The sequence below is a fragment of the Demequina silvatica genome (genome assembly GCF_000971215.1).
GTDB lineage: Bacteria > Actinomycetota > Actinomycetes > Actinomycetales > Demequinaceae > Demequina > Demequina silvatica.
Window position 1 is genome coordinate 174,195 of record NZ_BBMA01000005.1, and the last position, 12,632, is coordinate 186,826.

At 73.6% G+C, this 12,632-nt stretch carries 16 protein-coding genes; 9 read left to right on the forward strand and 7 right to left on the reverse strand.

Annotation, left to right across the window (positions count from 1 at the left end; all coding sequences use genetic code 11):
• Positions 1 to 8: 8 nt before the first annotated feature.
• Genes AOM05_RS08355 through AOM05_RS08365 form a run of 3 tightly spaced genes read right to left on the reverse strand, consistent with a single transcriptional unit; the run spans position 9 to position 3,357 of the window.
• The gene (locus tag AOM05_RS08355) at positions 9 to 845 is read right to left on the reverse strand and encodes a transglutaminase family protein (protein WP_062521190.1); all 837 of its coding nucleotides are present in this window, start codon (positions 843 to 845) and stop codon (positions 9 to 11) included.
• Positions 842 to 1,765 carry an alpha-E domain-containing protein gene (locus AOM05_RS08360; protein WP_062521193.1) on the reverse strand — a complete coding sequence of 308 codons (924 nt, stop codon included), beginning with the start codon at positions 1,763 to 1,765 and terminating at the stop codon, positions 842 to 844. Before AOM05_RS08360 ends, AOM05_RS08355 begins: the two co-directional genes overlap by 4 nt.
• Positions 1,759 to 3,357 carry a circularly permuted type 2 ATP-grasp protein gene (locus tag AOM05_RS08365; RefSeq protein ID WP_062521195.1) on the reverse strand — a complete coding sequence of 533 codons (1,599 nt, stop codon included), beginning with the start codon at positions 3,355 to 3,357 and terminating at the stop codon, positions 1,759 to 1,761. The genes AOM05_RS08360 and AOM05_RS08365 overlap by 7 nt, the downstream gene beginning before the upstream one ends.
• Positions 3,358 to 3,494: 137 nt before the next feature.
• Between AOM05_RS08365 and AOM05_RS08370 the strand changes: the two genes are divergently transcribed.
• From AOM05_RS08370 to moaA, 8 genes are all read left to right on the forward strand, one after another.
• Positions 3,495 to 4,031 carry a PH domain-containing protein gene (locus AOM05_RS08370; RefSeq protein WP_062521197.1) on the forward strand — a complete coding sequence of 179 codons (537 nt, stop codon included), beginning with the start codon at positions 3,495 to 3,497 and terminating at the stop codon, positions 4,029 to 4,031.
• Between the two features lie 93 nt (positions 4,032 to 4,124).
• Positions 4,125 to 4,526 carry a TOBE domain-containing protein gene (locus AOM05_RS08375; RefSeq protein ID WP_062521199.1) on the forward strand — a complete coding sequence of 134 codons (402 nt, stop codon included), beginning with the start codon at positions 4,125 to 4,127 and terminating at the stop codon, positions 4,524 to 4,526.
• Positions 4,523 to 5,311, forward strand: coding sequence for a molybdate ABC transporter substrate-binding protein (modA, locus tag AOM05_RS08380; RefSeq protein WP_062521201.1), 789 nt, complete (start codon positions 4,523 to 4,525; stop codon positions 5,309 to 5,311). Before AOM05_RS08375 ends, modA begins: the two co-directional genes overlap by 4 nt.
• A 13-nt stretch (positions 5,312 to 5,324) precedes the next feature.
• Positions 5,325 to 6,089 (forward strand): ABC transporter permease, encoded by a 765-nt coding sequence (locus AOM05_RS08385; protein ID WP_062521203.1) that lies wholly within the window; start codon positions 5,325 to 5,327, stop codon positions 6,087 to 6,089.
• The gene (locus AOM05_RS08390; protein ID WP_062521205.1) at positions 6,086 to 7,114 is read left to right on the forward strand and encodes an ABC transporter ATP-binding protein; all 1,029 of its coding nucleotides are present in this window, start codon (positions 6,086 to 6,088) and stop codon (positions 7,112 to 7,114) included. The genes AOM05_RS08385 and AOM05_RS08390 overlap by 4 nt, the downstream gene beginning before the upstream one ends.
• A gap of 47 nt (positions 7,115 to 7,161) precedes the next feature.
• Positions 7,162 to 7,659, forward strand: coding sequence for a MogA/MoaB family molybdenum cofactor biosynthesis protein (locus AOM05_RS08395; RefSeq protein ID WP_062521207.1), 498 nt, complete (start codon positions 7,162 to 7,164; stop codon positions 7,657 to 7,659).
• Positions 7,656 to 8,072, forward strand: a complete 417-nt coding sequence (locus AOM05_RS08400) for a molybdenum cofactor biosynthesis protein MoaE (protein ID WP_174442362.1) — start codon at positions 7,656 to 7,658, stop codon at positions 8,070 to 8,072. Before AOM05_RS08395 ends, AOM05_RS08400 begins: the two co-directional genes overlap by 4 nt.
• A complete protein-coding gene (gene moaA, locus AOM05_RS08405) occupies positions 8,069 to 9,067 on the forward strand; it encodes a GTP 3',8-cyclase MoaA (protein ID WP_062521208.1) in 999 nt (332 codons plus the stop codon). The genes AOM05_RS08400 and moaA overlap by 4 nt, the downstream gene beginning before the upstream one ends.
• A gap of 9 nt (positions 9,068 to 9,076) precedes the next feature.
• On the opposite strand, the gene AOM05_RS08410 is transcribed toward moaA, so the two are convergent.
• On the reverse strand, positions 9,077 to 9,784 hold the full coding sequence (locus AOM05_RS08410) for a hypothetical protein (RefSeq protein WP_062521209.1): 708 nt from the start codon (positions 9,782 to 9,784) through the stop codon (positions 9,077 to 9,079).
• 118 nt (positions 9,785 to 9,902) lie between these two features.
• Here AOM05_RS08410 and AOM05_RS08415 point away from each other — a divergent pair, with 118 nt between their 5' ends.
• A complete protein-coding gene (locus AOM05_RS08415; RefSeq protein WP_062521211.1) occupies positions 9,903 to 11,417 on the forward strand; it encodes an HNH endonuclease in 1,515 nt (504 codons plus the stop codon).
• A gap of 139 nt (positions 11,418 to 11,556) precedes the next feature.
• Here AOM05_RS08415 and AOM05_RS08420 read toward each other — a convergent pair whose 3' ends face one another.
• Genes AOM05_RS08420 through mobA form a run of 3 tightly spaced genes read right to left on the reverse strand, consistent with a single transcriptional unit; the run spans position 11,557 to position 12,631 of the window.
• Positions 11,557 to 11,802: a MoaD/ThiS family protein gene (locus tag AOM05_RS08420; protein ID WP_062521212.1), complete on the reverse strand. Its 246-nt coding sequence runs from the start codon at positions 11,800 to 11,802 to the stop codon at positions 11,557 to 11,559.
• Positions 11,799 to 12,047: a DUF6457 domain-containing protein gene (locus tag AOM05_RS08425; RefSeq protein WP_082097376.1), complete on the reverse strand. Its 249-nt coding sequence runs from the start codon at positions 12,045 to 12,047 to the stop codon at positions 11,799 to 11,801. The genes AOM05_RS08420 and AOM05_RS08425 overlap by 4 nt, the downstream gene beginning before the upstream one ends.
• Positions 12,044 to 12,631, reverse strand: a complete 588-nt coding sequence (gene mobA, locus AOM05_RS08430; protein WP_062521215.1) for a molybdenum cofactor guanylyltransferase — start codon at positions 12,629 to 12,631, stop codon at positions 12,044 to 12,046. The genes AOM05_RS08425 and mobA overlap by 4 nt, the downstream gene beginning before the upstream one ends.
• Between the last annotated feature and the right edge of the window lies 1 nt (position 12,632).

Here is a 12,632-nt window from a genome sequence, read left to right on the forward strand (position 1 = left end):
CGCGGCGGCTACTCGGTCTGGGTGACGCGGACCTGGACCTGCAGGTCGGTGGTGCTGCCCGCGACCACACCCGTGAGCGGCGGCACGTCCGTGTACTCGCGGGCGCGCGCCACGATCACGTGGTGGTCGCCCACCTCGCGGTCGTTGGTCGGGTCGAAGCCGTACCAGTCGCCCGTCCACCACTCGACCCACGCGTGCGACTCGCCGGAGACGGTCTCGCCGATCGCGGCGTCGGCCTTGGGGTGGAGGTAGCCGGACACGTAGCGGGCCGGGATGCCGACGGTGCGCAGCGCCCCGATCGCGAGGTGCGCGAAGTCCTGGCAGACCCCGGACCGCGCCTCCCACGCGTCGCGCGCGGGTGTGTGGACGGTGGTGGCGCCGGGGACGTAGCCCATCTCGTCGTGCAGGTGGTCGCAGATCGCGCGCGCGGCGGCGTCGGGGTCGAGCCGGCCCGCGGCGTCGCGCGCGAACGCGGCGAGCTCCTCGGTGGGCTCGGTGACGTCGCTCAGGCCCAGGTACTCGCTCAGCAGGTCCTGGAACCGGGGGCCGGTGAGGGTCTCCCACGCGACGCGCTCCTCGCGGGCGGGGACGCTGGAGACCTCGACCAGGCTGGAGCCCACCACGGTGAGGCTCTCGTGCGGCTGGAGCACCTCGAAGACGGCGACGTCCGCCTCCCAGTAGTCGCGGTACTGGGACCGCCACGTCACGGGCGCGATGTCGACGCGCGACTCGAGGACGCGCTGGCGCGGCAGCCAGGCGGGCGTGAGGCGCGCCTCGTTGTACGAGGAGACGATGGGGCTCGCGTACGTGAACGAGGTCCGGTGCTCGATGCGCAGGGTGGTCATAGCGCCTCCTGGCTCCACAGCACGGTCGACGCCGGCAGGAAGTAGCGGTCACGGATGAGGTCGGAGGCGACGGCGCACGCGGACTGCACCTCGCGCATCTGGCCGGGGAGGTCGTCGAGCACGTCGCGGACGTCGCGGTACTCGAGGTTGGTGCGGGCGCGGCCGAGCGCGAGGCGGGCCCTGTCGGACAGCGCGCGCGAGGTGGACGCGCCCTCGATGAGGCCCAGCGTGTCCTCGGCCTTCTGCAGGTTGTACGCGATCGAGCGCGGGAACAGCCGGTCCACCAGGAGGAACTCCGCGGCGCGCTCCTCCGTGACGAGCGCGCGGACGGTGCGCAGGTACGCCTCGTGCGCGCTGCACGAGCGCAGCAGCGCGGTCCAGTTGGGGCCCGTGGTGCCCTCGAAGTGGCGGGTCATGAGCAGGCGGGCGATCATGTCCGCGCGCTCGAGCGACCGGCCAAGCTCCATGAAGTGCCACGCGTCGTCGCGCGAGGTGGTCGCCGAGTGCAGGCCCCACACCACGGCGGCGCGCTCGCGCACCCACACGAAGTACTCGTGCGGCCGCGCGGACGCCGTCCAGCGCGGGAGCTGGTTGCGGGTGGTGTTGAGCGATTCCCACACCTCGGTCGAGATGACCTCTCGGGCGCGGCGCGCGTTCTCGCGGGCGGCGCCCAGGGTCCAGGCGATGGACGATGCGCGGTCCGGGTCGAACGCGAGCGTCGCCAGGACGTCGCGACGGCTCACGGGGGTCTCGTAGTCGCAGTTCATGACGGACAGGAGCGACGCGTTGGCGCTCGGCTCGTCGACCCAAGGATCCTCGAGGAGGACGTTGAGGTGGACGTCAAGCAGGCGCGCGGTGTTGTCCGCGCGCTCGACGTAGCGGCCTATCCAGAACAGGGACTCCGCGATGCGGCTCAGCATGTGGGCTCCCCTTGCTGCTGCTGCTGTTGCTGCTGTTGCTGCTGCTGGCCGTGCTCGATGTCGTCGGGGTGGGCCGCCTGCGGGACCGCGCCGATCCCTCCGAGCTCCACGCGCGATTCAGGCGGCGGCGTCTTGACGCCGCGCTGGCGCTCGCCGCCGAGGACCCAGGTGTCCTTCGAGCCGCCGCCCTGCGAGGAGTTCACGATCAGCTGGCCGCGCGCGAGCGCCACGCGGGTGAGGCCGCCGGGCAGCACCCAGACGTCGTCGCCGTCGTTGATCGCGAACGGTCGCAGGTCCACGTGGCGCGGCTCGAGGCCGTCGTCGGTGAGCGTCGGGACGGTGCTCAGCTGGATGACGGGCTGCGCGATCCAGCCGCGCGGGTCCTCGAGGATCTGGGCGCGCGCCGTGTCGAGCTCCTCGCGCGAGGCCTTGGGACCGATGATCACGCCCTTGCCGCCGGCGCCGTCGACCGGCTTCACCACGAGCTCGTCGAGGCGGTCCATGACCTCCTCGCGCGCCTCGGTCTCCTCGAGGCGCCACGTGTCGACGTTGGGGAGGATCGGCTCCTCGCCCAGGTAGTAGCGGGTGAGCTCGGGCATGTAGGTGTAGATGAGCTTGTCGTCTGCGACGCCGTTGCCCACCGCGTTGGCGATGGTGACGTTGCCCAGCCGCGCCGCGTGCACGATCCCGGGTGCGCCCAGCGCGGAGTCGGGGCGGAACACGACGGGGTCGAGGTAGTCGTCGTCGACGCGCCGGTAGATGACGTCGACGCGCCTGCGGCCGGCGGTGGTGCGCATGTAGACGCGGCCGTTGTGCGTCTCGAGGTCGCGGCCCTCGACCAGCTCGACGCCCATGGTACGGGCGAGCAGCGAGTGCTCGTAGTACGCGCTGTTGAACACGCCAGGGGTGAGCACCACGATCGTGGGATCGTCGATGTCGTTGGGCGCGCAGCGGGTGAGCGCGGCGCGCAACCGCTGCGAGTACTCGAGCACGGGCCGCACGCCCATGGCGCCGAACATGTCGGGGAACATCTGCGACATCGCGCGGCGGTTCGACAGCACGTAGCTCACGCCCGACGGGACGCGGACGTTGTCCTCGAGCACACGCCAGATGCCGTGCTGGTCGCGGACCAGGTCGATGCCGGAGACGTGGACGCGGACGCCGTTCGCCGGGTCCACTGCCGCCGCCTCGCGGTAGAAGTACTGCGAGGTCGCGATCAGCCGGCGCGGCACGATCCCGTCGTTGACGCAGTGCTGCGAGCCGTAGACGTCCGCGAGGAACGCCTCGAGGGTGCGCACGCGTTGCGCGACGCCGGGCGAGATGATCTCCCACTCGTGGGCGCCCACCACGCGCGGGACGATGTCGAGCGGGAAGGGCCGCTCCTCCCCCGCGTGATCGAACGTCACGCCCTGCGCGAGGTAGGTCGACGCGAGCGCCTCCGCGCGCGAGTAGAGATCCTCGCCGGACATCCGATCGATCTCCGCGTACACCCGGCGGTACGGATCCCTGACGCGGCCCTCGAGATCCACTGCCTCGTCCCAGGCCTGAACCGGCTGGTATCCGGTCCATGGCGTCTGCTGGTCGGCGGTCATGGGGCCACGATATCCACGTCATGTTTCCTGGCGGTCACCGGCGCGTCACGGGCGCGTCGCCGGCGCGGCGGCGTCGCGTCGCCGGCGAGTCCGGCGACGCCCTTCCCGGCGCGGGTCCTCCCTGCTACGTTCCCCTCATGGCCTACCCGCGCAATCTGCTCGCCCCCGACGAGGACGTCGTGGTCGACGCCCACCCGCACTGGAAGGCGCTGGTGGGGCCCGTGGTCGTGTCGCTGATCGCCATCGCGCTGATCGTGCTCGCGTGGTGGTGGATGGACTCCGTGGAGTGGAGCGACGGGGTCGAGACGGGCGTGGGCATCGCGGTGGGCGTGATCGTCGCCGTGCTGCTCGTGTGGCTCGCGGTGTCGCCCTTCATCCGGTGGTCCACCACGCACTTCGTCATCACCGACCGCCGCGTGATCTTCCGCACCGGCGTGTTCACCAAGACCGGCATCGACATCCCGCTCGCGCGCATCAACACGGTCCAGTTCCGCCACGGGCTGGTGGACCGCATGTTCCGCACCGGCACGCTCATCATCGAGTCCGCCTCCGACGACCCGCTCGAGTTCGACGACATCCCCAACGTCGAGAAGGTCCACGCGCTCCTCTACGAGGAGGTCATCGACGCGCTCGACGGCGACGACACCCCTCCGCGCGGCACCCCGGCCGCGTAGCCTCCCCCCGCACGGGCGCCGGCGCGCGAGAACCCGGCCCGCGCATCGTCCCGCGCCTTGTCTCGCCGCATCTGCGGCGCTAACGTCGCAACCATGCCGCACTTGCGTATCTCGGAGGCCGCCGCGCTCGTGGGCGTGAGCGACGACACCATCCGCCGCTGGATCGACGCCGAGGGCGTCGCGACCGTCCGCGACGGCGCCGGCCGGATCCTGGTCGACGGCGTCGACGTGGCAGCGTACGCCGCGCGCGCGACCGCGCCGGAGGACCCGACGGACGTGAGGCGGTCGGCACGCAACCGCTTCACCGGGATCGTCACGCGCGTGGTCGCGGACGGCGTGATGGCGCAGGTGGACCTGCAGTGCGGGCCGCATCGCGTGGTGTCGCTCATGAGCGCGGAGGCGGCGCGCGAGCTCGCGCTGGAGCCCGGCGCGGTGGCGACGGCGGTGGTGAAGGCGACCACCGTGATCGTCGAGACGCCGGCGGGCGCGCGGTGAGGGGCGGCGCGGGTCCGCTCGCCGTCGCCGGCTCGGTCGCGGCCCTCGCGCTGTCCCTGACCGCATGCACGAACGGGTCCGCCGACCGGGGCGCGGCATCCCTCGCGCCCGGGTCCGAGGACACCACGCTGTGGGTGCTCGCCGCCGCCTCGCTCACCGAGGTGCTCGAGGAGATCGCGGAGGGCTTCGAGGCCGACCACCCCGGCGTGGACGTGGTGGGCAACTACGCCGGATCCTCGGACCTCGCGGCGCAGCTGCTCGAGGGCGCGCCGGCGGACGTGTTCATCTCCGCCGACGAGGCGAACATGGACAAGGTCGAGGGCCTCGTCGCCGGCACCCCCACGGTGGTGGCGACCAACACGCTCACGATCGTGGTCCCCGAGGGCAACCGGGCCGGCGTGGCCGGCCTCGCGGACCTGGCGGATGATGCGGTGGTCACCGTGGTCTGCGCGCCCCAGGTGCCGTGCGGGGCGGCGACGGCCGCGTTGGCCGCCGGCGCGGGCGTCACCCTCTCCCCCGCGTCCGAGGAGCAGAACGTGACGGACGTGCTGGGGAAGGTGTCCGCAGGGCAGGCCGACGCGGGGATCGTGTACGTCACCGACGTCGCGCGCGGCTACGGCGTGGAGGCCGTGCCGATCGACGGCGCCGGGTCCGTGGTCAACCGCTATCCCGCCGCCGCGCTCACCCGGGCGGCCCAGCCCGCGCTGGCACAGGAGTTCGTCGCGTACCTGGGCGGACCCGAGGCGCAGGCGGTGCTCGCCGCGGCCGGGTTCGGGGCGCCGTGACGGGGCGCACGCGGTGACGGGTCCGCGGTGGCTGGCGCCGCTCGCGGCGCTCGGCGGGTTGCTGGTGCTGCTGCCGCTGCTCGGGCTGGTGGCCCGCGTCGAGTGGACGGACCTCTGGTCGCTGGTGACGTCGCAGGAGTCGCTCACCGCGCTCGGGCTGTCGCTGCGGACCGCGGCCGTCGCGACCCTGGCAACCCTGGCGCTGGGCGTGCCGCTCGGGTTCGTGCTCCACGGGATGCGCGGGCCGGTGCGAGGGCTGGTGCGCGCCGTGGTGCTCGCGCCGCTGGTGCTGCCGCCCGTGGTGGGCGGCCTGGCGCTGCTGTACGCGTTCGGGCGGCGAGGGCTGCTGGGCGAGGAGCTCGGCGGGTCCGTGGCGTTCACCACGCTCGCGGTGGTGATCGCCCAGACGTTCGTCGCGATGCCGTTCATGGTGGTGTCCGTGGAGTCCGCGCTCGCGGCCCGCAGCGGGCGCCACGAGGCGATCGCCGGCACGCTCGGCGCGTCGCGGACCCGCGTGCTCACGCGCGTGACGCTTCCCGCGCTGGCGCCGGCGCTGGCCACCGGGGCGGTGCTCGCGTTCGCGCGGGCGCTCGGCGAGTTCGGGGCGACGCTGACGTTCGCGGGCTCGCTCGAGGGGGTCACGCGGACGGCGCCGCTGGAGATCTACCTGGTGCGGGAGACGGATCCGGCGGCCGCGGCCGCGCTGTCGCTGGTGCTGGTCGCGGTCGCCATCGGAGTGGTGGCACTCGCCTACCGGCCGCTGCGGGGTGCGGCGTGACGGCGCTGACGGCGCGCGTGCGCGTCCCGGCGCGCGGAGTGGACGCGGCGGTGGAGGTTTCCTCGGGGGCCACGCTCGTGCTGCTCGGCCCGAACGGCTCGGGCAAGTCGACGGTGCTCGAGGCCGTCGCCGGGATCGTGCCCGGCGCGGACGCCCGGGTGACCCTCGACGGCACCGACGCGCCGCGCGCCCCCCGGGACCGGCGCATCGGCCTGCTGTCCCAGGACGACGCCCTCTTCCCCACCATGTCCGTGCGCGACAACGTCGCGTTCGGGCCGCGCTCGCGCGGTCTGGGACGCGCGGCGGCGCGGGAGGCCGCGGACGCGTGGCTCGCGCGCGTGGGCCTCGACGGGCTCGGCGACCGGCGGCCCGGGGCGCTGTCCGGCGGTCAGGCGCGGCGCGTCGCGATCGCGCGGGCGCTGGCCGCCGAACCGCGGGTGATGCTGCTCGACGAGCCGTTCGCCGGGCTCGACGTGGTGGTCGCCAGCGAGGTGCGCGGGCTGGTCGCGGGGCTGCTCACGGGCGTCACCGCGGTGGTCACCACGCACGACGCGCTCGACGCGCACGCCCTCGCGGACACGGTCGCGGTGATGGAGGCCGGGTCCGTGGCGGAGTCCGGGACGGCCGCAGAGGTGCTGACCCGGCCGCGGACGGCGTTCGCCGCGCGCATGGGCGGGCGGGTGCTGGTCGAGGGGACGATGCGCGGAGGCGCCCTCGAGATCGCCGCCGGCGTGCGGGTGCCGGTGGGCGGGGGTCCGGGCGCGGGCGTGAGGGCCGGCGTGACGGCGCATCCCGGCGACGTGGCGCTGGCGCTGGCGGCGCCCGTGTCCGGTCCCGCGTGGGTGGTGGACGCGGTGCGCGGGCTCGAGCCGCGCGGCGACGTGGTGCGGGTGCACGGCGCGCTGCTCGCCGCGGACGTGCCCGTCGAGGCGGCGGCCGGGCTAGAAGCGGGGACGCCGGTGTGGTTCGGGGTGCCGCGCGGGCTCGAGGCCTACGCGCTCACGTCCGGCGCGGCGGCGCGGTAAGGCCGCCGCAACACGGGCGCAATCCGAGGATTCGTAGACTGGCGAGCATGTCCCCCGTCCTCGCCGGCGTGACGATCGCCGTGGTCACCGTGTCCGACCGCTCCGCCGCGGGCGCGCGGGACGATGCGACGGGTCCCCTTCTCGCCGACCGGCTGGCGGCCGCGGGGGCGGCCGTGACGCGCTCGCTGGTGCCGGACGAGGTCGCCGAGATCCGCCACGCACTCGAGGGCGCCGTCGCCGCGGGCGCGCGCGCCGTGGTGACCACCGGCGGCACGGGCGTCGCGCCGCGCGACGTCACGCCCGAGGCGACCGCGCCGCTGCTCGCGAGAGAGCTGCCGGGGATCCCCGAGCTGCTCCGTCAGCGGGACGCGCACCTCACGTCCGCGGTGGCGCTGTCGCGCGGGCTCGCCGGCGTGACCGGAGGCGCGCCGGGCGCGCTGATCATCAACCTGCCGGGGTCCGTGCGCGCGGTCGAGTCCGCGCTCGGGGTGCTGCCCGACCTGATCGCCCACGCGGTCGCCCAGCTGGACGGAGGAGACCATTGATCGCGCTCGCCGCCATGTCGGAGGCGCCGCTCTCGCTCGCCGCGCACGTGGACGCCGTGTCCGGACCGCGCGCCGGCGCGATCGCGACCTTCATCGGGACCGTCCGCGACCACGATCCGTCCGTCACCGGAGAGGTGGTGGGCCTCGACTACTCGGCGCACCCCTCGGCCGCCGAGGTCATCGCGGCGATAGCCGCGCGCCACGACGCCCCCGACCTGACCGTCGCCGTCACCCACCGCATCGGCCACCTGTCCGTGGGAGAGGCGGCGATCGTCGCCGCGGTGTCCGCGCCGCATCGTCGCGAGGCGCTCGACACCGTCTCCGCGCTGGTCGAGGACGTGAAGGCGAACCTGCCCGTGTGGAAGCGCGAGGTGCTCGCCGACGGGTCGCACACGTGGGTGGGGGTCGTATGAGCGCGGGGCTGGTGGACCGGTACGGGCGTGTGCACCGCGACCTGCGGATCTCGCTCACCGACCGCTGCTCGCTGCGGTGCACGTACTGCATGCCCGCGGACGGGGTGCCGTGGTTGAAGTCCGCCACGCTGCTGTCGACGGAGGAGCTGGTGAGGCTCACCCGCGTCGCCGTGTCGCTCGGGGTGCGGGAGGTGCGGCTCACTGGCGGTGAGCCACTCCTGCGTCCCGACGTGGTCGACGTGGTGACGGCGCTCGCCGCGCTCACCACGCCCGACGGTCCGCTCGACCTTTCACTGACCACCAACGCGCTGCGCCTGCCGTCGCTCGCGGCGCCGCTGCGCGATGCCGGGCTCGACCGCGTGAACATCTCGATCGACACGCTGCGGCGCGGGCGCTTCCTCGAGCTGACGCGCCGCGACCGCCTCGCGGACACGCTCGCCGGGATCGAGGCCGCCAGGGCCGTCGGGTTCGCGCCGATCAAGCTCAACGCGCTCATCATGCGCGGCGTCAACGACGACGAGATCTGCGATCTGGTGTCGTTCGCGGTGGAGCGTGGGCTCGAGATGCGGTTCATCGAGCACATGCCGCTCGACGGCGGCCACACGTGGCGGCGCGAGGAGATGGTGACCGCGGAGGAGATCCTGGAGGTGCTCGCGTCGAGGTTCGAGCTCGAGTCGCTGGGGCACGACGGCGCGGCGCCCGCGGAGACGTTCCCGATCGCGGGGACGTCCTCGACGGTCGGGGTGATCGCGTCCGTGACGCGCGCGTTCTGCGACCGCTGCGACCGGGTGAGGCTGACCGCCGACGGCCAGTTCAGGAACTGCCTGTTCGCGCGCGAGGAGTCGGACCTGCGGACCCTCATGCGGGCGGGGGCGGACGATGCGGCGGTCGCCGCGGCCATGCAGGCGTGCGTCGCGGGGAAGCGGCCGGGGCATGGGATCGACTCCCCCGACTTCCTGCAGCCCGACCGCCCCATGAGCGCCATCGGCGGGTAGGCGCGAGCGCTATCGCCCGGCCGCGCGGGTGGTTCCGTTGCGCGACGCCCGCAGCCGGTGGTGGTGCACCTCGGGGTCACCGGCGCGGCCGGGCGCGCGCAGCAGCGTCGCGCCCCACCACGTCGCCCATGCGGGCAGGGCGATCTGGAAGGCCAGCCCGCCGACGGTGATCGCGAGGAGCGCCGGCCATCCCAGCCCCGCGCCGGGCAGCCCGCCGAGCGCGTGCGGATCGGTGCCGGCGAGCACGTCCCTGATCCCCAGCACGCCCGCGGCGAGGAGCACCGCGACCACGGTGCCGGCGTCGCGCTGCCAGGGCGTCATGGGCATGGGGTCGGGGGTGCGGCGGCACCACGCGGCCAGCCACGGCGCGAACAGCGACCACCCGAGGATGTGGACCAGCGCCGCCCGCACCCAGCCCGACGAGTCCGTGATGATGAGCAGCGACCCCAGCACCGCGATGGCCACCCCCGCCGTCGCGAGCCCGGCCCAGACCAGCCGAGCCGGCGTGCGTCCGCGCGGCGTCGCGGCGGTGGCGACCCAGACGACCGCGCCCGCGATCAACGCCTGCACCGCGTTGGAGATGTCCGCGGCGGTGCCGAGCGCCGTGTCGGGCGCGGCGTAGTAGCCCGCGACCAGCACCAGGCCGGCGAGGCCAGCGACGCCCAGCGCCATCGCGGTGAAGCCGACGGCGCGGCGGCGGGACCGCGTGGTGCGCACCGGTCCAGTGTGGCGCGTTCCGCGTGGTCGGTAGCGTCATCCTGCTGTTTACCAGGCTAGTTCCGTTTTCCACATCCCTTTTGTCGGGAATGTCAGACCCCGGTGGTGTGATGGTCACATGGAAGCAGCACACCTGTTCGATGACCTACCCGGCGGCTCTGGCGCCGGGTTCGCGTCGGCGTGTGTGGACGCCCGTGTCGCGGTGGGGACGATGCGTTCGCTGGCTTCCGTAGGCGGCTCGCCGGACGCGGTGGAGCGGTTCGGTGCGGCGGCGCAGGTCGCCGCCGAGATGGACCTGGTCCTCGCGCGCATGGCCCGCGACATCGATGTCCAGTCCGATGTGCCCGGGGGTGGGCTCGCGAAGCATCACGGCTTCCGCTCCGCGGCGGATCTGGTGGCGTCGCGGATGGGGAAGCACAAGGCTGAGGCGATGCGGCTGATCGAGGTCGGTCGTGCGCTGGAGGAGAAGGAGAAGTGCGGCACGCCCGACCCTGATCCCGAGCCGGATCCTGATGAGCCCGATGACGGTCCGGATCCTGATGATCCCGAGGACAACGATCCGCCTGAGCCGGAGGATCCTCAGCCCACTCCTCAGGTGCGGTACCGCGCCATCGTGACCGAGGCGCTCGACGCGGGACAGATCTCCGCGGACTGCGGGTCGCAGATCCTCATCATGCTCGACTCCCTGTCCGAGGAGGTCACGGATGCGGCGAAGGAGAAGGCCGCGACCGACCTCGTCACGCGCGCCCAGGGATTGGATTCGGGCAAGTTCGCGGCGGTGATCCGCCGCTTCAAGGCCTCCCTCGACGTCGCCCAGCACGAGCGCACACTGGCGCAGAAGCGTCAGGCCCGGTATCTGAAGATCTGGGAGAACCGTGAAGGGATGGTCGTCGTCGACGGCAAGCTCGACCCCGAAACCGCCGCACACCTGCAAGCAGCGATCGACAAGATGGTCGGCGACCAGATACGCCGCAGCCGCGACACCCCCGGCGAGGACGTCCGCACCACCGCACAGATGCGCGCCGACGCGCTCGCCGACCTCGCCCGCCACGCCCTGGGCTGTGAGACCACCACCGCGATCTTCGGCACCACTACCGTCGTCGTGCGCGCTTCGGCCAGCGACCTTGAATCCGGGACGGGGCTCGGCGAGGTGGACGGCTGCTCCACACCCATCGGCATGAGCGTCGCGCAACGCATGATCACCTCCGCGATCCTCATCCCCGCCCTCATCGGCGACAAGGGACAGGTCTTGAAGCTCGGACGGACGGTCCGCCCCTTCTCCAAGGCCCAACGCATCGCCCTAGGCGAGCGTGACGGGGGCTGTGCGATGTGCGGAGCCCCGCCGGCATGGACAGAGGCCCACCACATCATCTTCTGGTCCAGGGGCGGCCGCACCGACCTGTCCAACGGGGCCCTGCTCTGCTCGCATTGTCATCACGTGATCCACGATCAAGGCTGGCAGATCCGGGCCACCGACACCGAGATCTGGTTCATCCCTCCCGCATCGGTCGACCCGACACGGACACCCTGGCAAGGCGGCCGCGCCCGCTTCGGAGCACCCCGACCCTGGAACACCACCCGCAACGACAGCAGCGACCGCGACACCCACCACTCCGGCATCCCGCCCACATAACCACCCCGCCCCGCGGCGCCACCCTCACCCGGGCGGCGCCGCACACGCACGTCCGGACACGTCCGAACAGCCCCGATACCGGGTGCGACAGGGACCAGGGCTCGACGCCCGCCACTCCGCCCCCGCTACGTGAGAGCGCCTATCCCCCAGCGAACGGCGGCAGCACGTCCACGAGGTCGCCGGCGGCCAAGGACGCCGAGTCCTCGAGCCTCTCCCCCGACCGGAGGATCGCGCACTGGGGGATCACCCGCGGAGCCTCGGCACCCCGAGCCGCGAGCGCCTCGCGCAGGCCCGCCACCGACCCCGAGACGGCGCCCGCGTCCAGGGTGAGCTCCGGCGCTCCCGCGGCCTCGGCGGCCGCAGCGAAGAGCCGCACCGTGATCACTCGGGCGCCCAGCTAGTGGCGAGGGCGGATGCCTTCGCGCACTCGGGCGCGATGTCGTCGCCCGCGGCCGCCCGGCGCCCCGCGGCATAGCCGACAAGGAACGTGGTGAGCGGCGCCGCCGGCCTCACCACCGAGTGCGCGGCGTCGCGCGCGACGTCGAGCAGAGCCTGCACGTCCACCTCGCCCAGGTCGAGGTCGAGCTCCTTCGCGAGCGCGGCCACCCAGTCCTCCATGGTTGCGGTCATCCCATCCGCTCCTTCCAGTAGCGCTGGTCGTCGGGGGTGTCGAGGTCGCGCGACAGCCCGCGCACGTCCGGCACCGCCGTCATCGGCAGGTCTCCGACCAGCCTACGCAGGGAGGCGCCCGCCAGGTCCGCCGAACACCGGGACGCCAACGACGCGGTGGGGTACGCCGCGAGCAGGAACTGGGGGAAACCCTCCCCGTCCACCACCCACGCGCCATGCGCGGCGGAGGCCGCCGCCACCAACACCGGCACCGCCTCGCCCGCGAGCGGCGTGTCCACGCCCAGGACCACAGTCACCGGGCTCGGTCCGCGATCGCGGTCCCGCGCCAGCTCCGCCAGCCCCGCCGCCAGCGCCGCCGCCGGTCCCGCGCCCGCCGGCTCCTCAACGGTCCACCGCGCCTCATCACGCCTCGGACCACCCACCACCGCCACGCACGCCGCACCGGCGACCGCCTCGAGCGCGAGGTCCAACAGCGGCCGCCCGCCGACCACCAGGTCGGGCTTCGACACGCCGCCCAGGCGCGTCCCACGCCCGCCCGCGATGATCATCGCGTCGAACGGGAGCGACACCGCGGAGTCCGTCACC

Excerpts from the sequence above, each read along its gene's own strand:
- AOM05_RS08370 (WP_062521197.1), top strand. The coding sequence starts at position 3,495 with ATGGCCTACCCGCGCAATCTGCTCGCCCCCGACGAGGACGTCGTGGTC.
- AOM05_RS08365 (WP_062521195.1), bottom strand. The coding sequence starts at position 3,357 with ATGACCGCCGACCAGCAGACGCCATGGACCGGATACCAGCCGGTTCAG.
- AOM05_RS08375 (WP_062521199.1), top strand. The coding sequence starts at position 4,125 with ATGCCGCACTTGCGTATCTCGGAGGCCGCCGCGCTCGTGGGCGTGAGC.
- AOM05_RS08425 (WP_082097376.1), bottom strand. The coding sequence starts at position 12,047 with ATGACCGCAACCATGGAGGACTGGGTGGCCGCGCTCGCGAAGGAGCTC.
- AOM05_RS08355 (WP_062521190.1), bottom strand. The coding sequence starts at position 845 with ATGACCACCCTGCGCATCGAGCACCGGACCTCGTTCACGTACGCGAGC.
- AOM05_RS08360 (WP_062521193.1), bottom strand. The coding sequence starts at position 1,765 with ATGCTGAGCCGCATCGCGGAGTCCCTGTTCTGGATAGGCCGCTACGTC.
- moaA (WP_062521208.1), top strand. The coding sequence starts at position 8,069 with ATGAGCGCGGGGCTGGTGGACCGGTACGGGCGTGTGCACCGCGACCTG.
- AOM05_RS08415 (WP_062521211.1), top strand. The coding sequence starts at position 9,903 with ATGGAAGCAGCACACCTGTTCGATGACCTACCCGGCGGCTCTGGCGCC.
- AOM05_RS08395 (WP_062521207.1), top strand. The coding sequence starts at position 7,162 with ATGTCCCCCGTCCTCGCCGGCGTGACGATCGCCGTGGTCACCGTGTCC.